General features: G+C 45.4%; 23 protein-coding genes and 1 pseudogene. All 24 read right to left on the bottom strand.

What is annotated here, in order from left to right; translation table 11 throughout:
- Positions 1–2: 2 nt before the first annotated feature.
- A complete protein-coding gene (locus CTH_RS01980; protein ID WP_078665195.1) occupies positions 3–1142 on the bottom strand; it encodes an O-antigen ligase family protein in 1140 nt (379 codons plus the stop codon).
- A 13-nt stretch (positions 1143–1155) separates the two neighbouring features.
- Positions 1156–2274 carry a glycosyltransferase family 4 protein gene (locus CTH_RS01975; protein WP_078665196.1) on the bottom strand — a complete coding sequence of 373 codons (1119 nt, stop codon included), beginning with the start codon at positions 2272–2274 and terminating at the stop codon, positions 1156–1158.
- Positions 2275–2328: 54 nt separating this feature from the next.
- Positions 2329–3456, bottom strand: a complete 1128-nt coding sequence (locus CTH_RS01970) for a glycosyltransferase family 4 protein (protein WP_078665197.1) — start codon at positions 3454–3456, stop codon at positions 2329–2331.
- A gap of 5 nt (positions 3457–3461) precedes the next feature.
- Positions 3462–4697 carry a CDP-glycerol glycerophosphotransferase family protein gene (locus CTH_RS01965; RefSeq protein ID WP_078665198.1) on the bottom strand — a complete coding sequence of 412 codons (1236 nt, stop codon included), beginning with the start codon at positions 4695–4697 and terminating at the stop codon, positions 3462–3464.
- Position 4698: 1 nt separating this feature from the next.
- The gene (locus CTH_RS01960; protein ID WP_078665199.1) at positions 4699–5784 is read right to left on the bottom strand and encodes a glycosyltransferase family 4 protein; all 1086 of its coding nucleotides are present in this window, start codon (positions 5782–5784) and stop codon (positions 4699–4701) included.
- Between the two features lie 19 nt (positions 5785–5803).
- Positions 5804–6919 carry an exopolysaccharide biosynthesis polyprenyl glycosylphosphotransferase gene (locus CTH_RS01955; protein ID WP_078665200.1) on the bottom strand — a complete coding sequence of 372 codons (1116 nt, stop codon included), beginning with the start codon at positions 6917–6919 and terminating at the stop codon, positions 5804–5806.
- 179 nt (positions 6920–7098) lie between these two features.
- Positions 7099–7317 (bottom strand): hypothetical protein, encoded by a 219-nt coding sequence (locus CTH_RS14340; RefSeq protein ID WP_242952044.1) that lies wholly within the window; start codon positions 7315–7317, stop codon positions 7099–7101.
- A gap of 6 nt (positions 7318–7323) precedes the next feature.
- A pseudogene (locus CTH_RS14500) lies at positions 7324–7467 on the bottom strand (group II intron maturase-specific domain-containing protein); the annotation flags it as partial.
- Positions 7468–7932: 465 nt separating this feature from the next.
- Entirely contained in the window at positions 7933–8235 is a 303-nt protein-coding gene (locus tag CTH_RS14495; RefSeq protein WP_348980838.1) for a hypothetical protein, read from the bottom strand.
- Positions 8236–8586: 351 nt separating this feature from the next.
- Positions 8587–8796 carry a hypothetical protein gene (locus CTH_RS01935; RefSeq protein WP_477021181.1) on the bottom strand — a complete coding sequence of 70 codons (210 nt, stop codon included), beginning with the start codon at positions 8794–8796 and terminating at the stop codon, positions 8587–8589.
- A gap of 46 nt (positions 8797–8842) precedes the next feature.
- A complete protein-coding gene (locus CTH_RS14335; protein ID WP_242979097.1) occupies positions 8843–9037 on the bottom strand; it encodes a hypothetical protein in 195 nt (64 codons plus the stop codon).
- A 320-nt stretch (positions 9038–9357) separates the two neighbouring features.
- Positions 9358–11853, bottom strand: coding sequence for an S-layer homology domain-containing protein (locus CTH_RS01930; RefSeq protein ID WP_159071786.1), 2496 nt, complete (start codon positions 11851–11853; stop codon positions 9358–9360).
- Between the two features lie 208 nt (positions 11854–12061).
- Positions 12062–12832, bottom strand: coding sequence for an S-layer homology domain-containing protein (locus CTH_RS01925; RefSeq protein WP_159071785.1), 771 nt, complete (start codon positions 12830–12832; stop codon positions 12062–12064).
- 16 nt (positions 12833–12848) lie between these two features.
- Complete coding sequence (locus CTH_RS01920; RefSeq protein ID WP_078665205.1) at positions 12849–13598, bottom strand: S-layer homology domain-containing protein; 750 nt, start codon at positions 13596–13598, stop codon at positions 12849–12851.
- Positions 13599–13619: 21 nt separating this feature from the next.
- A complete protein-coding gene (locus CTH_RS01915; protein ID WP_159073795.1) occupies positions 13620–14333 on the bottom strand; it encodes an LCP family protein in 714 nt (237 codons plus the stop codon).
- An 84-nt stretch (positions 14334–14417) separates the two neighbouring features.
- Complete coding sequence (locus tag CTH_RS01910) at positions 14418–14768, bottom strand: rod-binding protein (RefSeq protein ID WP_107752859.1); 351 nt, start codon at positions 14766–14768, stop codon at positions 14418–14420.
- A 14-nt stretch (positions 14769–14782) separates the two neighbouring features.
- Complete coding sequence (locus CTH_RS01905) at positions 14783–15907, bottom strand: flagellar hook-basal body protein (RefSeq protein WP_107752857.1); 1125 nt, start codon at positions 15905–15907, stop codon at positions 14783–14785.
- A 13-nt stretch (positions 15908–15920) separates the two neighbouring features.
- Positions 15921–16685, bottom strand: a complete 765-nt coding sequence (flgF, locus tag CTH_RS01900) for a flagellar basal-body rod protein FlgF (RefSeq protein ID WP_107752855.1) — start codon at positions 16683–16685, stop codon at positions 15921–15923.
- A gap of 17 nt (positions 16686–16702) precedes the next feature.
- Positions 16703–18739 carry an S-layer homology domain-containing protein gene (locus CTH_RS01895; RefSeq protein WP_078665210.1) on the bottom strand — a complete coding sequence of 679 codons (2037 nt, stop codon included), beginning with the start codon at positions 18737–18739 and terminating at the stop codon, positions 16703–16705.
- Between the two features lie 16 nt (positions 18740–18755).
- Entirely contained in the window at positions 18756–19793 is a 1038-nt protein-coding gene (mreB, locus tag CTH_RS01890; protein ID WP_078665211.1) for a rod shape-determining protein, read from the bottom strand.
- Between the two features lie 97 nt (positions 19794–19890).
- Entirely contained in the window at positions 19891–20145 is a 255-nt protein-coding gene (gene spoIIID / locus CTH_RS01885) for a sporulation transcriptional regulator SpoIIID (RefSeq protein ID WP_078665212.1), read from the bottom strand.
- A 117-nt stretch (positions 20146–20262) separates the two neighbouring features.
- Entirely contained in the window at positions 20263–20913 is a 651-nt protein-coding gene (locus tag CTH_RS01880; RefSeq protein ID WP_078665213.1) for a class I SAM-dependent methyltransferase, read from the bottom strand.
- Positions 20914–21082: 169 nt separating this feature from the next.
- Positions 21083–21841, bottom strand: coding sequence for a M23 family metallopeptidase (locus tag CTH_RS01875; protein ID WP_107752853.1), 759 nt, complete (start codon positions 21839–21841; stop codon positions 21083–21085).
- A 76-nt stretch (positions 21842–21917) separates the two neighbouring features.
- The gene (gene pgmB / locus CTH_RS01870) at positions 21918–24917 is read right to left on the bottom strand and encodes a beta-phosphoglucomutase (protein ID WP_107752850.1); all 3000 of its coding nucleotides are present in this window, start codon (positions 24915–24917) and stop codon (positions 21918–21920) included.

The raw sequence follows: 24917 nt of genomic DNA, 5'->3' as shown, positions 1-24917 counted from the left end.
TACTAATACTCCTTACCAATTACTTTACCATTATCTCCAACTGTTTTTCTATCCAATTTATGTTTCTTATTTTGATAATAGATGCTTAGTAACAATGCTAATATAACTGAAAAATGTCGCCAGTGAATTGTATCGATGAAAAAACTGTTTATTAAAAATCCGGTTAAAGATACCAATGATAAACGTCCTGTCCAATGATCAACTTTTTGCCAGCTCATTTTAAGTAAAATAATAAAAACTATACATAATACAATCAAACTGACCAAGCCATTTTCAAATAACATACGAACATACAAACTATGGGCCGACATTTGATGATATACTTCATATGTACCATGACCATATCCTAAAAGTTTATTAATAAATGAGTCGTTAACGATTGGATTGGACCCCAGTATCCCTTCAACACCAGCCTTTTGGTTAGCAAATCGTTCTACATCATATGGCTGTAATCTATTTCTACCCAGGAAAAAGCTAAATCGATCAGAAAAAAGAAAATATATTAAAGAAAAAACAGTAGCTAAAGCCGAATGAAATAAAGCACGTATACACCAAGTCCGTTCCTTTCGCCAGGAATAGCTAATTAAAATTATACTGCCAATCGCAAGACTAAGCCATGCCCCTCTCGACATAGCAGCCAAAATCAGGAACAGGCTTAATGAAAGTAAAATAATATTTTGCCTAACCCAGCTAATATAAAAAATAAACACGTAAAAGGCAGCAAAAACATTAGGATCTTTGAAAAATCCCTGTAAGCGCCAAGTATCATATTGTACCAAAGTCCACCCGCTCAAATAAGCAACAAATACAACTACACCCCAAAAAAAAGCACCTAAAGATATAATTTTAACTAACATGTCTTCTTTGTTAATAAAGACAGAATAAAGCAGTATTCCAGTGAAAAAAATATAAGCAGTTTTTAAAAAATATGGCACTGTTATTGATAAGTGCTGGGGATCTGCAATCACACCCATTAACAAAAAAAAGCTAAACATTTGTATCTCTCTTTTTACAAAAATTCCTTTCCACTGGTTGCCGTAAAGTAAAAAAGAAACTCCCATTAAAATGTCAAAAGGCGCCGGTTCCCATTTGACTATTGGTAATAAAAACAGTGCTATCATTAATAAACTATATAATAACATCAGTAAATACCCCTTAAAATTTATTTATTTTTAATGCGGCCATGTATCCTTTAATTGTTTCTTCTGCAGCCCTGTCCCAGTTAAACTTCTCCTTGATATATTGTGCTAATGTTAAAGATCTCTCCGCAGCATATGCTGCCAAAACACTTTTGCGTATAGAAACTATATCTGTCGGATCACAATACCAGGCATACTCTTGAAAATATTCCGGAGCTGATCCTCTATTAGTAGAGACTATTTTACAGCCTGCCAGCGCAGCTTCTAAACTTGAAAGACCCGGAGTCTCTACCCAACTTGGCAAAACATGCACTTCAGCAGCTTTATATAAATCGGCTAATTCCTCAGCTGGCATCTCATCAAAATAAATAAAATTTTTATTGTTCCTGATTTTATCAATAAAAACATTAAAATACTTACGGTGTTTTGGACTCACACCGCCAACAAATACTACAGTTAATCCCGTATCTTTTAAGGCCTCGATTAAAGCTAATTGATTTTTTCTATTATCTATTCTAGCAACACATAAAACAAAATTTTTTATTCCATATTTTTCATAAAACCGTTCCGCTGATCCCGTAGAATAAATATTTTCAGCTGCATTAGGTACAACATGGCAATATGGTTTTAAAGGCGCAAAATCCTTATATATACATTCTTGTTCTAGTTTAGAGTTAGGCAAAATTACATCAACCATTTTTAAAAGTTCGCGTTGTTGTTTTATATACCCAGTAAAAGCTTGCCTTAAGTAGACTTTAGCTGATCTTGGTTGTAAAACTGACCGAGCTATGGCTTTTAATCTCTCTCTTGTGTCCAAATCGAATATATTATTTATTAATTTAAGTAAGCCTACTCTTCCTTTGGATTCAAACTCATCCAAATTAAAATATATGGTTGATAAAACTACAGGTTTTCTCCATTTTTTTGCATTTAAAGCTTGTATATAGGTATAACCTACCATAGTTAAGTTAAAAAGATGAACTACATCATAACTTTCCAGATTGGGTTCTAATTCTGTAGAAATATCTACAATATGCCCTAACCTTTCAAGGGCTTTTTTGGTCTGAAGCATTTGAACCGTTTCTCCACCTTTAATAATAAAAGGGTCTGGTCTGTTTTGCATTAAAATTTTCACTTACATTCCCTCCAAATTAATTCTCGGAGAATGGTGTGTATTCACTCCTTCAGTTCAATTATTTATAATATCTTTATAAAATTTCTGTAGTTTTATTTTATTTTTTTGCCAACTAAAATAGTTTTCATAAGTCTTTCTGGAATTATAACTTAATTGGTTATATAATTCTCGGTTGTTATACAAATCATTTAAAGCTTTTTCCAAAACATGTTTATTACCATATTTTACAATTAATCCCATTTTATGCTTTACAACCAATTTATCCATCCCAGTTCCTTCACAAACAATTATAGGTTTTCCTAACATCATTGCTTCAAATAATTTATTAGGACTCGAGTATCTATGATTTATCACATCTGGATCATAGGTTGCAAATAATACATCTGCTTGCGAACTTAATTCTAGTGCTTTTAAATAATCCAATCGACCATGAAAAATAATATTATTTGCATCCAATATTTCTTTTAAAATTAATTGTTCATCTCCTCCAAAACCTGCAATATCTAGATGCCAATTAGGATTTTTCTTTACTACATCAATCATTTCTAAAAGTCCTCGTTCTTTTTGTAAAATACCAATATAAGCAATACGAAATTTTTTATCTTTTTTATCGTATTTTAATTTTAACTCATTGAAAAAATCTGGTGGACTATTGTAAATAACAACAATACGTTTAGGATTACAACCATTTATCTGCTCTAAGCGATTTTCATCAGCAATTATTACACCGTCTACTTTATTAATAACGCAGTAGTCTATTCTTTTTATGATTTTTTTAATACTGTTTGGTACATTCCGAACCATATCTGCATAAAAATCAAAAATATCATAGATTACATTAACATTTTTTATAAATTTTATAAACATTGCAGGTAATACAGTATCAAAATCACAAGCATGTATAATATCATATTTATTGTTATTTCTAATAAGCCATTTAAATAAAGAAAACTGCCAAATAAGTAAATTGGCAAAATTTTTTAGACCCTTACCATATGGAGCTTTTATAGTTAAACGCTGAATTTCACCAAATTCATATTTTTCTTTAATAGGTAAATTACCAATTCTATCCCAACATACAATAGTAACTTGATAACCGAGTTCTGATAAACTTTGAGCTTCTTTTTCCACTCTCGGATCAGGAAAAACAGGATTAGAACGCAAAAAAACTACTCTAGTCATATTTTTCACCTTGGAAAATCATTTTTTAATTTATATTGTGGAATTGGCCATTTTATTAAATCTATAGTGTTTGTTAAAACGAAAAGATATGCCAGCCATTGATATATTCCTATCTTAACTGCACTTAAAATTCTTTTAACTTGTATCTTTTCATTGTGCAAAGTTTCTTCATCAGAATATATAATCTTTTTAATTATATCAACAATCCTATTACAACACATACCATCAACGGGCCCATAAACTTCTTCACATTCCTTTTTTACTATTTCCAAATTAAATTCCGCTCTATTTTGTAAAAGGAATATTAATTGTTCTGCTGATGTAACTACAGGTATATTTTTCATTTTTTCAATTTTAAATTCTTCTGGTATAGTAAATGGTTCAAATCTAAATACATTCTCTACTCCACATAAAATAGCTTCAAAAACACTGGTACTATTCCAGGTTAAAAAAACATTAATACATGGGAACCAATCATAAATACTCAAATCATTAATAATTTTAATATTTAAATTAAACAGATTACGGTTATCATTATGCCCAGGATGAAAACGGAAAATGATTTCAAATTCCTGAGACAAATTTAATGCTAAGTTATTTATAAACTTTATAGTTTCAGAATATGTTTCTCTTGCAATTTTTCTATACTGATAAAAATTAATTCCTCTTTTAGTTAAATTATTAACCTCATCGTCAGTTAGATTTGCTATACCAGCTAAATTATCGGCAAAAAGTATCCATTTCTTTTTAAAATCCAACCCATATTTTATTGCTAATTCCTTTTTCTTTTTATCAACATTACAATTAAAAAACTCATCTGTTCGTGGATTACCAGTAATAAAAATTTTTTCTCGTTCTACTCCAATAGTTAATAGTTTTTGTGCAAAATCCTGTCCCCAAGCTAAGTGATAAACTTGTTTTGATATTTTATCTTTAGGTAACAAAAATTTTATGGTTTCCTTCGTACCTATTTGCTCGTGATGTAAATTGAGTATCTTCATTTTTGGGTTTTTAATTTTAAAAATATAGCAATAATAATAGAAATCAATGTGGTCATACATCCATGGCATAATTACTAAATCAGCTTTTATAAATAATGCTTTAAAATATTCAAATACGATAGACAATACATATACTTTAACACTTAAAAATTCTTCTAACTTTTTCTTTAAAGATAATGCAACATATAATTCTCTATTTATATGCTCATAAAAAATAATAATTTTTTTTCTTCGTTGCATGTTATCCTCCAAAATAACATCTTATCAGTCTATCTGCCATGTTATTTTTTTTGCTAAGCTCATCTATTCGCTGTTTAGCTCTTTCTCCAATACCAAAACGTAGTTTCTCATCTAAAATTAACTTAATTATTCCATCAGCTAATTCATCAATATCTTCAGGTTTACATACTATTCCCTCAATATTATTTCTAATTAAATCTTTAACACCGGATACATCAAAGCAAACAGATGGTAATCCGGCAGTCATTGCTTCAACTAATGAAAGCGGCATACCTTCATTTCTTGAAGGTAAAATAAATATATCTGAAGCCAATAATAAATCAAATACATCATTTCTCCAACCTATAAAATTCACTTTTTCTACTAAGCCAAATTGAACAGTCAGTTGTTTCAAATACGGTAACATTGATCCTGAACCAACAACAAACAATTCAAAATTTCTATCAGAAATTTTTTCCTTGATTTTGGCTAAAGCCTTAAGTAATAAATCAAATCCTTTTTCTTTCTCTATACGACCAACCGCTATCAACTTAATAATTTGATTTTTACCGATGCTTTTTTTATATTCACTTTGTTTATTGTGAATATTTATATTAAAAATAATTGATATATTATTTGTATCTACTCCACGTTTATTTATTAAGAAATTCTTTACTTCCGAAGAAACTGCTATATAATGATCTGCGTTAAGATTAAACAATTTCTCAATCAAATAACTTTTTCTCCAAACTTCTTTGGAATGTTGAGTATGAAAATGCTTTATAGTAAAAAATTTTTTCATTAGGGACACAGCAATAAGCATTCTCGGGTCATGCGTATGAATTATATCTGGTTTATATTTTACAATTAGATTCTTTATTAATTTAAATCTATTAAAACTTAGCTTTGAAAAAAAATTTTTATTATACGGGATTAGTTTAACTTCATTTGAACATATATTTCTAAAAAAATCATTATAATACTTATCAGGAACAACTAAAATAATGTCTAAATTCTTATCTTTAGCTAAAGCCGTAACATAACTGCAAATAACCCTCTCAGCACCTCCAAAAGCTATAGCTTCAGATATATGCATGATTTTTACCAAACTGCTTTCCTCCTACTTTTCAGTGAGCTCTGTTCAACAAAAATATTGTTCGTAAAGTCCTAAACAGTATTTTTATATCTTCCCAGATTGACCAGCTATTTATATAAGCCAAATCATATTTTAACTTTTCCTCTACTGGTAAATCATATCCTGCGCTGACTTGAGCCAGTCCCGTTAAACCAGCTCGCATCAGATGACGCAATTCATACCCAGGAATTTTTTGCTGATAAATTGTAACAAATTCAGGTCTTTCCGGACGGGGACCTACCAAACTCATTTCACCTTTGAATACATTCCATAACTGCGGCAATTCGTCCAGCCTTGTTCGTCGCAACAACTTACCTATTCTGGTAATTCGAGGGTCATTTTTTGTTGCTAGAACTGGCCCAGTAACAGCTTCAGCATCAACTTGCATAGTGCGAAATTTATATAGCCAGAATATTTTCCCGCCAATCGTAACTCGTTGCTGACGGTAAAGAATCGGCCCTGGAGAATCAATTTTAACCAAAATGGAGATGATAATAAATAAGGGCAACAAAAGAAGCAATAGGGGCAAAGATATAATTAAATCCAGTAAACGTTTTAAGCCCTGCATCCTGACCTGAGGTCGCAGGATGATTCTTAATTCTGTCCCGGAGCGCTCCAGTTTTCCACCCAGAACCAGAAGCTGCTCTAAAGTTGGAATTAGTTCAACATTTTTCCCTTCCTGCCAAGCGGACAGGATCATAATAGCTTGTTCAGTTGGAGTCAAATGAGACGGCAGGCAAATAATGTCATTAAAATTGGACTTTAGCTGCTGATCACGATAGTGGCTACTTAACCACAATCCCAATAGCTGAAAGATAGAAGCTAATAGGAAGACTGTACGTGGAAAAGCAAAGGAACGCAGAAAAAAAGACAAGGCCATGCCACCTAACAACTGCAGAGCGACTACCAGGATAATTGAGGCCAAGCGCTCTTCCCGATCTAAACGTCGATAAGGAAGGAAATCATAGATATAAAGGAGCAAAAAACCCCACAAAGTAAGCCAGGGTAAGCTGGTAAGCAAAGATTCAAGGTTAGCCTGTTCGTAAGCACCGCTAAATCTCAGGTAGAAGGCTAATAAATATGAAACCGGAATTATCAATATTGCCATCTAATCACTTCCATAAAATATAATCTTGCATAATACTTAATACATTCGACATAAAACTAAAAAATCCTTTTTGAAAAACCATTTTATCCTATTAATTGCATTTTTCTGTAATCGAGTAGGAGGGGGTGATTATCCCCGTCTTCTCACACCACCGTACGTACCGTTCGGTATACGGCGGTTCACCAAGCTTGACGAATGCGATGATAACGTTCAGTTAAACTCTTTAGGCCCTGACTTTGCCAGTAGGCATTGTTCAGGGCGTTATTTAATTGTCGAAACATACGCCAGTAGCCTTTACGGGCATTAGCCATTATATGTAAAACTCGCTCCGGTAGGCCCAGGGCCCGCAGTTCACGGTATAGGGTTCGGACACGCTTCCATTGTTTCCAGACACACATCCGTAGCCTTCGCCTTAGCCATCCCTCGATTTCCTGGAATACGCTCGGCGTTTCCGCCAGCGCATAGTATCCTATCCAGCCTCCAAGGCAGGCTTTAATGCTCTTGATGCGGTTCGAAACCCTCTCGGCCTTGCTTCGAGAAGTTATCAACTTCTTCTCCAGGAACGATTTGGCATTCCCAAAAACCCGTTCTCCGGTTCGCTTGCTTTGAACATAGAAGTTACAGTAAGTAGCCCTGGGGAGTCTTATACCCAGGCCCTCTCAGAACCGGACGTGACCCTCTCAGCTCATCCGACTCCCATTATCCGCCCCAGAAAGAATCCCCATTTGCCGGTGGATAAACAAATTTAGGTTCCCTTCTGCAATTTTGACCGTGCCATCAGGCATTTGAAACGGTGCCTTGAGCCATCTCTGAATGTAGAGGACGACCCACGGATTGTCGGTGTGCCTGCGGACTGCCTTCATCAGCAATTCGTGGTCGATATTGTCAAACAGCCCCCTGATGTCAAAATCCAGTACCCAGTCGTACCTCCAGCACCGCTGCCGGTGACAGCTAGGGCATCAGCGGCCGATTTCCCCGGTTGGTATCCATAGGAGGCCGCACCAAAGTAGGGTTCAACTTATGGCTCGAAGTAGATTATCGCCACCATCTGCGCCATCCGATCGGCCACTGTGTGGGCACGCCAAGTATGCGAGTACCCCACTTTTCTTCGGAATTTTCACTGCTTTAACCGGTGGAGGGAAATAGCTGCCGGAAGACATTCTGTTCCAAATCTTATAGAGGTTGTTCTTCAAATCTGCCTCAAAAGCTTCCAAACTTTCATCATCAATTCCAGCAGCGCCCTTGTTAGCTTTTACTCTCTGGAATGCCTCCAGTACCATTAACTTGGAGATTTCATAAGGCTTTGTTTTGCTCATTGGTTCCTCCCTTGCGGTTGACCGCTGTTCAAAACCGGATAATACAATCCCTTCGCTTCACACCCATTACGGGAGCTTCATCACTACTGCGGATTGTTCCGCCCCTGCGTTTCGCGTCGATACTTTCGTCCTTACTGGTCCTCCGCTTGGAGTTTTCTCTTGGCATCGAAGTGCAGGTTCCCACGTTCCTCACAGAAGCCTGTACTAATTTCACGCCAACTTCATGCCGGTCATCATCTGGTCAGTAAACAGATTTCTTCCAGCCTTATCCCAAGTTAACTACTACCCCCTGGTTTTGATGACGTCCCTACGCTTTCGACACGTTATCAGAGGTCTAGCCTCGTCTTTTCCTTAACGCTCACTAGCGTGGCTTTTGGCCAAAGCTCCTTGTGGAGTACCTTCATCGGTGTCCATTACTACCCCGTTGACCATTACACCGGCCTGAAGATAGCGGCGGATAAGTTTTAGTACCCGCTTGCCTTTGACTTTGCGGACAACACGGGCCATCAAGATGTCATAGTTTACCCGGTCGAAGAATTTCTCCAGTTCCATGTCTACCACCCAGGTGTATCCTTCCTCTGCGTACTTCCTTGCCTGTCTGACCGCATCATGTCCCCTGCGTCCGGGTCTGAACCCGTAACTGAAGCGGTTTATAGGGTCCCGTGAGAAGTTCTTCCCTAATTCTGTCCCAGTGCTCCCGTACATAGTCCCTGAGGTCTTTTATCGTGACCTGGTCAATTCCTGGAGCACCTTTGATCACCTCTACCCGTCTTAGAGTTGCCAGCATGTTCTGTCTGGCCACAACCTTCTCCTTCTGACCGTTACCATCACTTTCGCGGGATGTGTTCCCGGGTTGTGCCGGAGTTACACTCGGCCCTCCATGGGTCCCCTGCGGATTCACCGCTTCCTCCCCATGGCAGGCCCCATATGGGTTTTTCTGCTGTCTTTGAGTCTCTCTCGAACGTACCAAGCCAAGCCCTCACTTCGTGTTCGGCCCTTCATCAGGATGGTGACCCTTGTCTTAAGCTACGGCTACTGCTACCTTCGCCGTTCGGGACTTTCACCCTATAGACAACGCCCATGCCGGGCGCACAAAAAAACAAGGGGCTTAGCCCCTTGTTGTTATTCTTTCACTACAAAGTCAATCATGCCATCCGTCGGTGACTGATATTTTCCATCTTTGTCCAGGAATTCATAGACCCGTACATTATCTCCGCTGGAGACTCCAGTAATCGGAGTAATGTTCTTACCTCCAGATTTATCAAAGTATTTAACCTTGGAGGCAATGCCAATCCGCTGGTTCCCATTAGTCATGGTGATAATTACCTTGTCGCCTACGGTTTCAACTTTCTCTACTGTTTCCAAACCACCCATTTCAACTAGTCCATTTGCAAAATTCAATTTAGTTCCATCTGCATTCAGTTTGAAAATAATAGGCTGGTTAGAATAGGTAAAACTTGCTACATCCAGTGTGTATTGCTTTTCGGTACCATCGATGTTGATTTTAACCGCATAGTCTCCGCCACCGATACCGAACTTACTGCCTACAACAACACCCCACTTATAGTCGGAAGCAACGGCGGTAGTAGAATCCAAGAAGACATATTTAACTTTGGAACCATCAATAACTATTTTAGTATTAGTTAGATTTTGTGCTACATAATCTTCAGCATTATCCCACGTTACATATTCAGTTTCATCAAGATAAGCTGTAGAAGAGCCACCACCCAATTTCTTGGACTTGATAACCTTGGTGTCACTGGTAATAATGTAAGGTGTACCATTTACATAAAGTACATTTGTATCTTTATCTATATTAGTTGGTGTTTTTATCGTGTTACTATCTATAGCAACAACCTTTGATACTTTACCTGAGTCATTTAAAGTAATTTTGACCAAGTCTTTAGGATTGATTTCAGCAGTATCGGGACTAGTAATAACAGTACTCAGACCTACATATCCATTAGCCATATCGCCAACAGTGCTGTAGTCATCGTTATCAACTTCATATACCAGCATGGTACCATCAAACTTGGTTACCTTGATATAGGTCTTGGTGGAATTGGTGTTTCCACTATAAGTAGTTTCTTTGGTAATATTTCTGACCAGAACATCAAATGTCTTGCTGGTAGCTTCCTTGTCACTGATAACATAGGCTGCCTCACCATTCAGACCCAGTTTCACAGTAACATTCTGGCCAACCAGGTCATCGTTCAAGTTAGCAGTTGTAGCTACGCTGAAGGAATCGCCGTTATTCGTTGTATATTCAGCGGTTCCATTAGTATATACAGTTTTATCGCCAACAACCAGTTTTACATTGTTGCCTGCTGCATCAGCAACAGAGGTCAGCTTACCGCTTACAACAGCATCTGTAGCTGCGATCAAATATTTGTCACCATTATAATAATAAGATACTACATCGCCAACCTTGATGTCAGCTAGAGTTGCCTTTTTACCGTTCTTGAAGATCTGGATATAGTCTTCATCCTTATCCTTTAAGGAAATGGAGCTACCAGACCGCTTGAAAGTAATTTTCTTGTTAGCAGCATCAATTTCTTTTACGTAGTCAGTGTTGGGATAAGCAAACTTAATAAACTTAATAATCTTGCCTTTATCATCCAGTACAACTTTTACTACATCACCATTATTAACATTGGAACCAAGTACTGCCGGTGTTCCTGCAGCAAAGTTGTTGTAGAGGGTTACAGAAGAAGCAAGTTCTTTTTCACCCTTACCATAGAATACAACTTTATTACCACTAAAACTCTTAATCTTATCAGTAAAGATTTCTTCCTCATCAGCCTTAACAGCAATTACATCATTATCCTTGTTAAACCAGACTTTTGTTTTCAGACCATAGAAGTCAAAAGGATTTACTGTACCTACAAGGTCATAGACAGAACCATTGACGCTGATTTGGTCTGCAGCAACACCATCGTGAACTACAGAAGCACCCACAGCCATGTCTTTTTTCTCGGTTACTTTCAGTTTCAGTTCCAGCAGGGTTTTGGTGGATTCTTCGTAAGTCTTGGTGTCACCATAACCTTTTTGTTCCAGCGGTTTTACATCCAATGCATCATCAGCGATAACGAATACATCTCCCCGTTTAGCAGGAGCATTGAAGTTGTCAATGGAAACATTGTCCAACAAGCCGAGAGCTGATGCCTTGGAGATATACTTGGTCGGCCAGGTTCCAGTCAGAACAGGCTCATAACCCAGCACCCGTACCATCATGGCAATGGCTTCAGCAGCAGTTACATTCGCATCAGGTCTGAATTTACCATCGGGATAACCGGTAATGATCCCCTGGTCAACTGCTACATTAATATAACCAGAGGCCCAGTGATTGGCAGGTACATCCTTGAACTTGGTAGGTCCTTTTGCATACTGAGCAGCCGCTTCCAGCCCCAGGGCCCGTACGGCAATAGCGGCATATTCAGCCCGGGTGATGTTCTGTTCCGGTTTGAAGCTGCCATCAGCATAACCCTTAACCAGACCTACGCCATTCAGACGATTGATGCTGTCATCCACGGAAGCGAATGCCATGCCGGTGGAACCGAACAGCATGGTGGCGGCCACAAAAGTAGCCATAGACTTCTTGATTCTCATTCTTTTCATATCCCCCTTTACACTTCTTTTTTTATTTAATCTTTTCAGTCCCCCTGTAGCCATTAGGCTACATTTTCCATTATAGCCAGCAACGGCAGTCCAGTCAATGGCTTTAATTTAAATTTCTGCTACATCAACCATAAAACTGAACCCCTGTCCTGACGTTATATAAATACGTCAGGCAGGGGTCTTTTTTTGGGGGTCGGAGGAAAATTTTTTATAAATTTTTCTTGGCTGCCACTTTTGCCATGATCGCCGCCGCTTCCGCCCTGGTCAGCAGCCGGTTGGGATAAAACTTCCCCTGCTTGTCCAGGGGCATCAGCTCACTAACCACTACCTTCTGGATCGAAGTTTTAGCCCAGTGACGGTTGCTATCCTTTACATACGGCATTTTGGTACCCGCCCTGGGCATCAGTTCCGGAAAATTGCGGGCCAGGTAATAGGCCAGCTCGGCTCTGGTGACACCCTGGTTGGCACCATAATAGGTGCGACTGCGGGCCGGGAGCAGCTTTTTCTCTGCTGCGGTTACCATCACCCTGGCCAGCGGATCGCTGGCCTTCACATCTTTGTATTTTGCCTTTGTGTTACTGAGGGGCACTCCTTTGGCCCTGACCAGAAACAGGGCCAGATCCCTGCGGGTCAGGGCAGCTTTGGGCCTAAAGGTGCGATCGGCATTGCCCTGCATCCAGCCCAGCTTGACTGCCTTGATTATGGCCACTTTTTCCGGTATGGCAGCTATATCTTTGAAGTTCAGCAACAGTTCGGCCAGCTGTTGCTGTAAGGCTGTGCTTCTTACCAGCAACTGGTCCAGATTCTGTTGCAGTGCGTCCATCTGGTCAGCCAGAGGCGTTAGCCCTTCAGCCACCTGTTTGTCAACATAGCTCCTGGTTACCAGCGGGTCACTGGCATCCCCCGGCCGGGCCCAGGCTACAGCCGTATTTGTTCCGAGTATTGCCAGGGCAATTATCAGGGCCATTCTCTTTTTCATTGGGCTTTGCTCCTCTCTACTGTAGTTTTGCCAGGGCCTCCACCACCCATAAACGGGTGGCCGGGGCATCGGGATTGAATTTGCCGCCCGCTTCCACCGGAATCACCCCTGCTTTAGTCAGATAATCCACATAAGGCCGGGCCCAGTGTTTGGTCATATCGCTGTATTTAGGCGCCGATTGCACTGCTATCAGTGATTTGGCATAGGCCCGATAGATGAGCGCAGCCGCTTCCCCTCTAGTCACCTGCCGGGTTGGCCTGAAGGTATTGTCAGGATAACCGGTAACCAGTCCGGATAGTTTAGCAGTGGCGATATACTGATAAGCCCAGTAGCCGGAATACACATCTTTAAAATAGATTTTCCGGGTAGTTAATGCTAATTTTTTCGCCCTTACCAGCAGGGTAGCCATTTCACTCCTGCTAATCGGTCCATTGGGCCTGAAAGTACCATCCGGATAACCTTTGATCAGACCAAGATGGTATATCCGGGCAATAGCCGGGCTGTACTCCGCCTGATAAACATCGCTGAAGGGCACCAGTTGTTTTTGGGCACTGACAGTACGCTGTAATAAATCATCCAGTTTGCTATCTACAGACGCCAGAGTCTGCGCCATAGGATTGAAGTTTTCTGAAATCACCTTCATTACATAGCTTTTGGTTACCAGTGGGTCAGCCGCATCCCCGGGCCTGGCCCAGCCGCTCTTGCTTAATCCCAATCCAGCCATGATCAGTAGAAAAGAGAGTGCTAGAATCCTGTTTTTCCGCAAAACAAAAACCCCCTTTCCCTGTTATTTCAACAGGCGGGGGAAGAATTCCTGCCATTCCCGGGGAGAAATGGCCCGGTATTTTACACCATCAATATAGAAATCCTTACCCTGAACGGCTTCCTTGTAAGTTCGTTCCGGTCCGATTTGCCGGTAGAGGGAATAATATTGCCAGAGCTCCTGCATGGTCAGATTGGTATCTACAGCCCCGATCAGTAAATAGGCCAGCCGGGGCAGTTTCCACCATTCCTCCGGTTGGCGGAGCTTGGCACTAAAAGCTCTCACCACTTGCTGATCATCATGTCTGATCCCCAGCCGGGTTTGCTCAAAGGCCGTTGCCATGGTAATCTCTTTTCCATTGATGGTGGTGGGTCCAACCAGTTCAGACATGCTGGCAAAAGCTTTCTGCTCAATCGCTACATACTTGCTGAGCGGTAGGCCCAGATAGGTACTTACCGCTGTTAGTACCGCAGCCCGGCCTTGAGCAGCAAACATCTCTCCCACCGTTTGCGGTAGCCCCCGGCTGCCCGGACCTCCGCGGTGACTGGCATAATAGGCGAAAACAGGGACGGTTCCGATCACCGCTTTGCTGCCATCAGCTCTCATGACCAGAATAGTAAGAGCTTTTAGTTCTCGGCCATTATGCCAGAAAATAGCCACTGGTTCATTGATAGTTTGTTCACTGCTCCAGCCGGTTGCAGCGCTAGAAATGTTCAGAATAACGACCAGCACCATCACTATACAGATTCTTCTGCTAATTTGCATTTAAATCACCAGAACACAGGTTAACCAGCTGGAACAGTTTTTATTCCCGCAGAATAGCTATTTTTGCGGTTTCAACTGTTGATACAACATTTCTGCCAGACCAATCCCACCGGCCTTGCTCATCTGCACCGCCAGTTCCCCATCCAGCATATCCCGAAAGATCTCCTCTCCATTATCTTCCGGGAACAGTCCTCCTTTGGGAACAGTAGCCCTCATCCTCTGCAGAAGCTGGTGCAGGTAAAGGGCCTCCATCTGCTGGCAGGCCTCTTTCAGTTTTTTGTCATCGGCACTTTTGGCCGCCTGTTCCAGCACCCGGGCAAACTCCTGCCCTTCACCCGGAACGGTACTCTTGACCGCTTCCCGGGCCAGCTTCAGCGGAGAGGTCCCACCGATACCATTAACTGTCACCGGCTATCCCTCCCTTAACGCTTGAGCTGATTGGCGACCTGCATCATGTCATCTGCGGTCTGAATCGCCTTGGAATTCAGCTCATAAGCCCGCTGGGCCATAATCATCTTCACCATTTCCTCAGCCACCTGGACATTGGAAGTCTCAATAAAGCCACTCATCACCCCTGCCTGGTCTTCAGACACGGTTTCCGCCGGACCAGAGGCAGCGGTGGGGAAATACAGGTTCTGGCCCCTCTTCTCCAGACCCTGCGGGTTGGTGAAACGCACCCGGCGAATCAGGCCCACTTCCTGGGTCAGAACGAATTTGCCATCATCCCCTACATCCACCTGAACTACCCCCTTGTCCACTTCCGGCAGGGAGGAACTGACCAGCTTGGCGGGTTTAAACCCCCCATTGCCATCAGCAACCTGCAGGGAGGTGACAATATTGCCTTCGCTGTCCACCTTGAAACTGCCGGCCCGCACATAGGCTTCACTGCCATCGGGCATTTCCACTTTGAAATAGCGGTCTTTGGGCGGATTGGGCTGACTGTCTGATGGTTGCCATTGTTCAAAGTCGCCGGTGAAAAATCCAGTGCCATTATCCACCAGAGTCTTGGCATCCTTGAGAATATAAATATCTGCTGATACTGCAGTTTTCCTGGGCATGACAATACTGCCATTTTCCGCAATGGATACCGCTTCCGGATCGCTGATCAGCACCTCATCGGCCGTCTTGTTCTGCAAGGACAGCTGATAGCCATCTACTGTGACAATCCGCCCTTCACTGTTAACTTTGAAGGAGCCATCCCTGGTATATGCGACCTGGCCGTTGGGCAGACGGATTTCAAAAAAGGTGTCATCGGTTAGTGCCAGGTCAAAGGGATTATTAGTAGCCTGCAGATTGCCCTTGCTGAACTCTGTCCTGATCCCGGCCACCCTTACCCCCATGCCCAGCTGGAAATTAATCGGGGAAGTGGTCCCATCAGCCAGCACCCGGCCGTTTTCCCGCAGATTGGCATAAAGCAGATCCTGAAACTCCACTGAAGTCTTTTTGTAACCGGTGGTATTGACGTTTGCCAGGTTGTTGGCGATATTGTCAATATTGGCCTGCTGGGCCGTCATACCGCTGGCCGCTGTCCATAAAGTCCGTATCATTCCGACTCCCTCCTTATACCCTGCCTACTTCATTAACAGCTTTCTCCAAAAGCTGGTCTTCCGCCTGAATGGTTTTTTGCCCGGCTTCATAGGTCCGCATAGCCGTCAGCATATTCACCATTTCCAGTACCGGATTGACATTGGACTGTTCCAGAAAACCGGGACGCAGCACCGGTTCCGCCAGCGGGGTTGCTCCTGTCCCCTGGAAGAGGGAGTCCCCCAGTTTCTGCAGGGCCTGGGGATTGGCAAAAGCCACCACCCGCAGCTTTCCTACCGGCTGACCATTGGCTGTTACCTGTCCCTGTTCATCAATAACCACCTTGCTGCCGGGCTGGACCCGAATCGGTCCCCCCTGCCCCAGCACCCGGTAACCGGCAGAGGTGACCAGGTACCCCTGTTCATCCAGCTGGAAAGCGCCATTGCGGGTGTAGGCCTCTCCGGCAGGAGTCTGAACCACGAAAAAGCCATTCCCGGCAATGGCCACATCCAGCGGTGCCTCCGTCTGGCGCAAGGGTCCCTGGGTAAAGATAGGCAGCACTGCCTGCAAACGGGCACCTGTGCCCAGCCCACCTACCAGCGGCCGTACATCCCCTTTATCCGCCCCCGGAATTCCCGGGTCATTGAGCCGGCTCAGCAGCAACTGGGGAAAAGCTTCAACGACAGTCTCATCTCGCTTGAAACCGGCTGTATTGACATTGGCCATGTTATTGGCGATGGTGTCCATGCGTTTTTGCTGGGCCACCATCCCGGACGCTGCTGTATATAATCCTCTGATCAAACCAACCCCTCCCCCGCTTAAATCCGCTTCAGTTCCGTCATCATCTTGACCAGCAACCTGGCAGCCTGGGCCTTGGTAATAGCCGCCCGGGGTGCTAACACTCCCGGTTTCACCCCATTGATATAGCCCTTTTGCAGAGCTACAGTTATGGCATTTTTAGCCCACCAGGGCACCTGGGCCCAATCCCTGAACCCGGGGCTGGTCCCACCATCCCTGGCAGCAGCCCAGTTACCGGCCCGGCTGAGGATGGTCATAAACTCCGCCCTGGTTACCGTACCATAAGGGTTAAAACGCCCATTGCCTGTACCTTTCATGTAACCAGCCCTGATTACCGCCTGAATATACGGGTAACGGGCATCACCGGTCGACAAATCGGTAAAGTAAAGATAATTATTGTTCAAGGGCTGCAGTCCCAGCGCCTTAGCCAGAATTACTGCCAGCTCGGCCCGGGTCAAGGCCCGGTCAGGACGAAAAGAGGTACTGCTGTCCGGTGACATGATACCACGAGCCAGCAGGGCTTCGATATCCTCCTGGGCCCAGTGGCCCTCTACGTCGGCATAAACCCTGACATCGGCCAGCACCGCATAAACTCCATTCCCCGGCAGCCAGGCAGTTACTGTTCCTTTGCGGCTGTCTGCCACTCCCGCCAGCGGCTCCCAGTTCCCATCGCCATTATAGCGATAGAGGTCCAGGCGCCGACCCTGCTCCGAACTGAGACCTGGCGCGGTTTTAACCGTCAGAGTTACCCCCTGTTCCCCCAGTCCTTCGATACTCAGCACCGGTCCGGCAAAAACCCGACCACCTCCGGAAATAGTATAGTCCCGGGGATTTTCGCTCCTGACCCGCAGGTATTCATTGCCGCTGAATACCCCGGGCGGTACCGTCAATTGAACCATTCCGCCCCAGAGTTTGAAGTTACCGCCGCTGATAGCAGGCTGCAGGCGGATACTGGCCCCTGTTTGCGGTTGTTCAATATAGTAAATATCAATACTCTTGCTTAAAGTTAAATTTGCCGTCTTTACTTCAACTTTAACAGTATTTTTGCCAGGCTTCAACAGGATATTGTCTGCAGTAAAGTACCCCCTGGTATTGAAAGAATATTTATTTTTGTTGACCACAGCCTCCAGTCCGCTATAATCAGCCAGGCCGAGCAGATGCCCACTGATACTGATAACATTGCTATAGACCTTGCTGCCCGAACCAGGACTGTCAATAACCAGCTCCGGCTTGCCTGCATATTTGACCTGAATCTCAACTGTAACCGACCGGTTGCCTTTGCTGCCCACCAGAGTGATTTTATCGGTCTTATCATTGACCACCAGGGTGTAGCTGAAACTGTTACCACTGACAGATACCTGCTGGTCATTGATTAGCAGCTTGTCCACATTCCAGGCCTTCCCCTTGACCACCACAGTGTTACCATTAATTTGTTGTCCCGGACCGGGTTCAGTTACCTCCAGTGCCGGACTGTCATCATACCAGACGGTCAGGTTTTTTTCCCGGCTATCCCCTTCGGAGTCCACTGCTGAAACCTTAATGTTATTTGCGCCCGGTTTCAAGCCGGACAGAGTCAGATTGAAGGTATTTACTCCGGTGGTCACCGACTGCTGGCTGCCATTGAGATATACCGCTGCCAGCACTCCTTCCGCCACTTCTCCCGTCAAGTTGAGAGATGAGGCGCGCACCAGCCCCTGATCTGCCGGCTGGTTGATGGTAATCACCGGCAAGCCATCGGCGTAAAACAGGTTGAGATACTTTTTGAGCGTCTGACCTGATATTCGTGCCACCAGCTCGATCCGGTTGGCACCCGGAGTCAACTGGATCTGGGTGATCCAGGAACCGTCACTGCCTACACTAACGGTATTGCCGTTAACTGTCAGCTCTGTACTGCCTCTGAGATAGCCCCTGACATCAATCTGACCAGTGGTTACCCTTGCTCCCTCCAGTGGGCTTTCCACCACCAGGGCCACCTCTGCCCCCTGACTTAACGCTGAGCCTGTCCCCAGCCAGACCAGCAGCAACAATATCAAACTTAGCCAGCGCTGCCGCTTCACTCTCCATCACCACCGCTTACAGCACTTTCCGATAGGACCGGTTGTTTTTGGCTACTACATCGTAGTTAACCAGGGCTTTCCCTGTTCCTAGGGCTACACAGGAAAGAGGATCATCGGCAATATAGACCGGCAGGCCTGTCTCCTTGCTGATCAGGGTACTGAGGCCATGCAGGAGAGAACCTCCCCCCGTCATGACAATTCCCTTGTTCATTATATCTGCCGCCAGCTCCGGCGGGGTTTTTTCCAGCACTTCCTTGACCGAGCTTACTACCTGTTCCACCGCTTCCTGCAGTGCTTCATAGGTATGCTGGCTGGTTACCTGCACATTCTTGGGCAAACCGGAAACCAGGTCCCGACCGCGAATCTCGTAAACGCTGTTATCCCGTTTGGCGGCCGGATAGGCAGTGCCGATCTGGATTTTCAGCTCTTCTGCCGTCCGCTCTCCGATCATCAGGTTGAATTCTCGCCGAATATAGCGCATAATAGCCTCATCAAACTTGTCTCCGCCGACCCGCAGGGATTTGCTCACCACTATGCCCCCCAGGGAAAGAACGGCAATATCGGTGGTACCCCCGCCGATGTCCACCACCATGGAGCCACTGGGTTCGGAAATCTCAATCCCTGCCCCCAGGGCTGCTGCCAGGGGTTCCTCAATCAGCGCCGCCTGCCTGGCCCCGGCCTGAATGGCGGCCTGTCTGACTGCCCGTTCCTCTACCCCCGTTACACCGGAGGGAATACACACCATAATGCGGGGCCGGAAAAAAGGCAAAATAAATTTGCGGCCGACGGCTTTGTTGATAAAATAGCGCAGCATTTTTTCCGTTACGTCATAATCGGCGATAACACCGTCCCGCAAAGGGCGAATAGCCACAATATTGCCCGGGGTCCGCCCGATCATGCGCCGGGCTTCCTCCCCGACAGCAATCACTTTGCCGGTATCCTTGTTGATGGCGACCACAGAGGGTTCGTGCAAAACAATCCCTTTCCCCCTTATATATACCAGCACACTGGCAGTGCCCAGATCCACACCGATATCCATGCCGAAGCCGAACATTCTCTTCTTTTCCCCTTTCAAATATTCTATTACGCCCAGTTTCGTCTAAATATAATTTATTTCTACTAAAAAGGGGAAAATCCTCTTTTTCTTACTGTTATTCAGCATTTTCCTGATATTTTTTTCTGGTCGCCTCCCCGCCCCGAATATGACGTTCTGCCTTGTTGTTTTCCAGGATTTTTTTGACCTGGGCTGCCAGGCGTTTATTAATGGTCGGTAACCGCTCGGTTATATCCTTATGCACGGTGGATTTGCTGACGCCGAAGACCTGGGCTGCCTGCCGCACCGTTGCCCCCGACTCCAGAATATAATTGCTGATATCCAGGACCCGTTTCCTGATGTATTCTTGCATCCCGTCCTCAACCCCCCTACAGCCATTGCTAATAGATATATATGCTGCAGGGAATGAGAAAAGAAGCCACTTGTCGGGTAATATAGCAAAAAGCCAGGTTGATAGCGTCTCAAAGTGCTAACCTTTTCTTAAAACCGCACGATAGCAATAGAGTCGGCCATATAGATCACTAAAGACTGCGTCATCTGGCAGTGTAAGTGAAACAGATCCATTAAATTTTAAGCCAACTTCAGTGATTATGTTTATGAAAGTATCTAAATTAATCGTTGGGTAGTCGAAAGTCAAAATAATTAAGCCTGTATCTTTAAGGGTCCTTTTAAATTCTTTTAGAATAGACTGCATCACCTTCGTATTTAAGTGCTCCAGGACGGAAATGCAGAATATCTTATCAAATTTTCCCTTTTCATAAGGAAGTTTAGCCAGATCCGCTTTAGCAAAGTGGATGTTATCAAAGTGACGTAAGGGAAATTTAGTGACCTCTTCTTGACCAAAGTCCGCTTCAATCTCCTGGAGGATAGCGGTGGATGACAAAATGCGTTCGTCAATGTCACAGGCATGCACTTCGCGACATGTATCGGAAAGAAAGAATTTAAAGGGATGACTAATACCGCAGCCAGCATCAAGTACCGTATCACTGGATTCAACAAACTTACTGGCCCAGGGGTATTCATAACAACGGCTCCACCATGCTGGGGGGAGAGTAAAGATGAATTCTTTCATTTTGGGATCTGATTGACGAAAAAATCGTGATTCAAACCTGTCATCCATAGCTTATGACTCCTTTCAAGCGAAACTAACCGGGCTCTTGGAGCGCCTATTGTTACAGATTATGTTCAATATTCGAAGAACGTTTCATCAAAGGAAGAATAAAAAAAAGGCAACCAGAACGGTTGCCAAGAAAGGGGATAGGGGATATGAAAAGAATGAGGGTAGCTTGTTAAGGGAAGATAACCGCAGGATTCACCGCTTCTCCCCGCTGGCTGGCAGCAAAATGGAGCAACTCACCCGGTGCTACCAGGCCTAAGACCTGGCCGCCTTCCACCCGCTGACCCATTCGCACCTTGATGCCCTGCAGGTTGCCATATACCGTTTCCCAACCCTGGGCATGGCTCAGGACCAGTTCCGGTCCTTCACTGCCATCGCGAATGGCCTTGACCTGACCGGGCCACACCGCCCGCACCAGGTTATTGTTTTCCGCCGGGCGGATATCCACCCCGTGGTGGAAACGGTAGTCCCCGAAAACCGGCCAGTAAATCTGGCCATAGCCGAAAATAAGTTGTCCACCTGCCAGCGGAAATCTGGGAGAGGGGAGTTCCTTCCCTACTATATTATTCCCCACCTGTGTCCGGGTGTATACCTGGTAGCGGGAAATTTTTTTCTTTTTTTCCTCCCGGGACCGGGCAGGCTCTACCGCCCGCTTAGCTTGCGTTTCCTCTCCGGTTTGCCGGGCCAGCACCGTCGCCGGTTTAACCCATGTGGCAGTGCTGCTCAGGTCATCCTGTACCGCCCGGGTCACAGTTACATGATCCTGATAAGTCCGGTTAAACCACCAGGCATATGTACCCGCCAGGACCAAGCCAGTAATAGCTATCCCCCAGATACTCCAGCCCAGCAGCCAGCGCCGCCGCCAGTTCTTTTGCCTTTCCAGAGCATCCGGCCACCAGGGCCAGTCGATAATTTTTCTCCACCAGCTCATAAAAACCACCTCCTTATCCTTGATTTTTCCCTTTTTTTATATCTCTTAAACATAAAGCAAAAGAAAAACAGGTGCCTTAACGGACACCTGTAAAGCATGCTTGCAGTTTAGACAAATTCAGTTCATTCATTGTTTTGACTACCAGATCCGCTGCCGGGAGAGTTGCCTTATCGCCTACACCGACCGCTACCATCCCGGCAGCCTTGATAGCAGCAATCCCGGCTGCAGCATCCTCGATTCCCAGACAGTTTCCCCCATGCACCTGCAGCTGTTCGGCAGCGGTCAGGAAAATCTCCGGATCGGGTTTGCCTTTTTTTACTGCGCCCGCATCTACAATTACATCAAAATACCGGGTCAGTTGCAGTTTCTCCAGCACCAGCGGCGCATTTTTGCTGGCTGAAGCCAGAGCGATCTTGATCCCATGAGCCTTCAACTCCTGCAGCAGGGCCAGCACCCCTGGTGCCACCGCCGCCGACGTTAGCTGCTCTAGCAGCTCCAGATAATACCGGTTTTTCCTGGCGATCCACTCTTCCTTTTCCGCTTCCGCCGCGGTTTTGCCATTGGCCTGCAGGATAATCTCCAGGGATTCCTTGCGGCCAATCCCTTTCAGCTGTTCATTCAGGGCCCGGTCAAAGGCCAGCCCCAGCTCCTCGGCCAGCCGCTTCCAGGCCAGGTAGTGGTATTCGGCGGTATCAGTGATTACCCCATCCAGGTCAAAAATCACCGCCTCCAGGCGGGGCTTGATACTGACCGCCACCGGCCGACCAGCGAGCAGCTGCAGCTCCTGCTGTCGATGGTAGATGGTCAGGGGTTCTCCTGTCAGTAAAGTATAGACTGCCTCTTCGGCTGTCACCTGCACCTGCAACAGGCGGTGCTGGAACCGGACTTTGAAGCTATAGCCCTCCCATTTCTCCGGTATAATGGGATTAAAGTAAAGCTTGCCGTCATATTCCCGCATGCCGCCAAAACCGCAGACCAGGGCCAGGCGGGCCCCGGCCATGGCCGCCATATGCAGACCATCCTTGACATTGCCATGGTAATCATCCAGATCCAGGCGGGCGGTCTGCATAAAATAATGATAAGCCTTGTCCTTGTACCCGATCTCAGCCGCCATGATGCTGTAAATACAGGGCGAGAGAGATGAATCATGGGTGGTCAGGGGCTCGTAATAATCATAGTTGCGCTTTTTCTCCGCCAGGGAGAAACGGTTGCCCTGCAGGAAGAGGGCCAGTACCACATCAGCCTGCTTCAGCACCTGATGGCGATAAATCACCAGGGGGTGATAGTGGAGCAACAAGGGGTATTTATCAGCCGGAGTGCCGGCAAAATCCCAGACCGCCTTGTCCAGGAAGGAATCATCCTGGGCCAGAATGCCCAGTTCTTCATCATAGGGAAGGTACATAAGCCCGGCTGCTCGCTGCCATGCCGCCACTTCCTCAGGCTGAAGCCCGATTTTGGCCGCCAGGACCTGGTACTGCTCCGGATATTCCCTCTGCAACCAGTTCGCCATGCGGGCAGCGAACTCCAGATGGTCTTTGGCCATCAGGTTGGTATAGGCGTTGTTATTGACAATGGCTGTATACTCATCCGGGCCGGTTACCCCGTTGATACAGAAGCGGTTGCCTTTTCTGGGGATATAATCTCCCAGGTCCACCCAGAAGCGGGCGGTTTCAAACAGCATTTCCGCCCCGGCCTGCAGGAAAAACTCCAGATCCCCGGTGGCCTGCAGATATTTTTTCAGGGCATAGATGACGGCAGCATTGATATGATACTGGGCAGTACCGGCCGGATAGTAAGCGGAAGTCTCTTCCCCATCAATGGTCCGCCAGGGGAAGAGGGCCCCCCGCTGGGACATTTGCCGGGCCCGCTCCCGGGCTTTGTTCAGAATGTGATAGCGATAGGCCAGCAGCGACCGGGCAATTTCCGGACTGGTATAGAGGAAAAAGGGCAGAATATAGATTTCCGTATCCCAGAAATAGTGGCCTTCGTAGCCTTCACCAGTCAGACCTTTGGCTCCGATATTGGTCCTGCCATCCCGGCCAGCGGATTGCAGCAGCTGGAAGGCATTGAAACGCAGTCCCTGCTGCAGGGCGGCATCACCTTTAATTTCAATATCTGCTACTTGCCAAAAAGCAGCCAGATACTGGCGTTGCTCCTCTGCCAGGGCAGTAAAGCCGAGGTTCCTAGCTTCCTCTACAGTTGCCTGAGCGCGAGTCAGCAATTCCCCTTCCGGATAATCCCGGGAGGTATAATAGGCCAAATATTTCTCCAGTCTCACTTTTTCCCCCTGCTTCACCGGCAGGGTATAACGAAAGCCCACCAGTTGCTCTGCTTCAACCTTTTCCCGCTTTCCTTCCCGGCTGGCCTCTATCGCATTTTCCATAGCACAGACCAGGGCAAAGGCGGTAGTTTTGGTTCGTTGACGGAGGGCGGCAAAGTCACCCTCAGCCCCTTTCCCTTCCGTCAAAAGGACCTGTCCCTGAAAACCGGAACCGGTGCGGGGGTCCCCCTTGCTGACCTGGTTGCGCACCTCTCCATTCAGAGCGGAGATAAAGGTAATTTCCCCATTAAAGTTGAGAGCTTCCACTTCACAGGTCAGAGCCGCCAGGTGTTTACGTTGTAATGATACCAGACGTTGAAAGCGCAAGCGTACCTGCTGGCCTGCAGGGGCCTCCCAGGTCACCTCACGGGTAAGCAAACCGGTCTTTAAATCCAGTTCCCGCCGGTAAGCCAGAATGCGCCCACGAAAGAGACTGAAAGGCTGGTCATCCACCAATACCTGCATGATTTTGCCATCGGTTACATTCAGCATGGTTTGCCGGTTTCTGGCATAGCCATAAGCTTCTTCCCCGTAAATAATGGGCTCTGAATCAAAAAAACCATTCAGATAGGTGCCATTCACCGAGGTCCCTTCCGGGCCCTCATAGCCTTCTTCAAAATTTCCCCGCATCCCGATATAGCCATTGCCGGTGGCGAAGATGGATTCATTGCGTAGATTATATTCAGGTCGGAATCTCTCTTCAATGATCTTCCATTCATCGAGGGGGTAAATCGGTGTTGCTGTCTGTTGTTTCAT

This window comes from Carboxydocella thermautotrophica, from assembly GCA_003054495.1.
GTDB lineage: Bacteria > Bacillota.
Note: the sequence above shows the minus strand (reverse complement) of the source record. Positions and strands in the feature narration are given on the sequence as shown.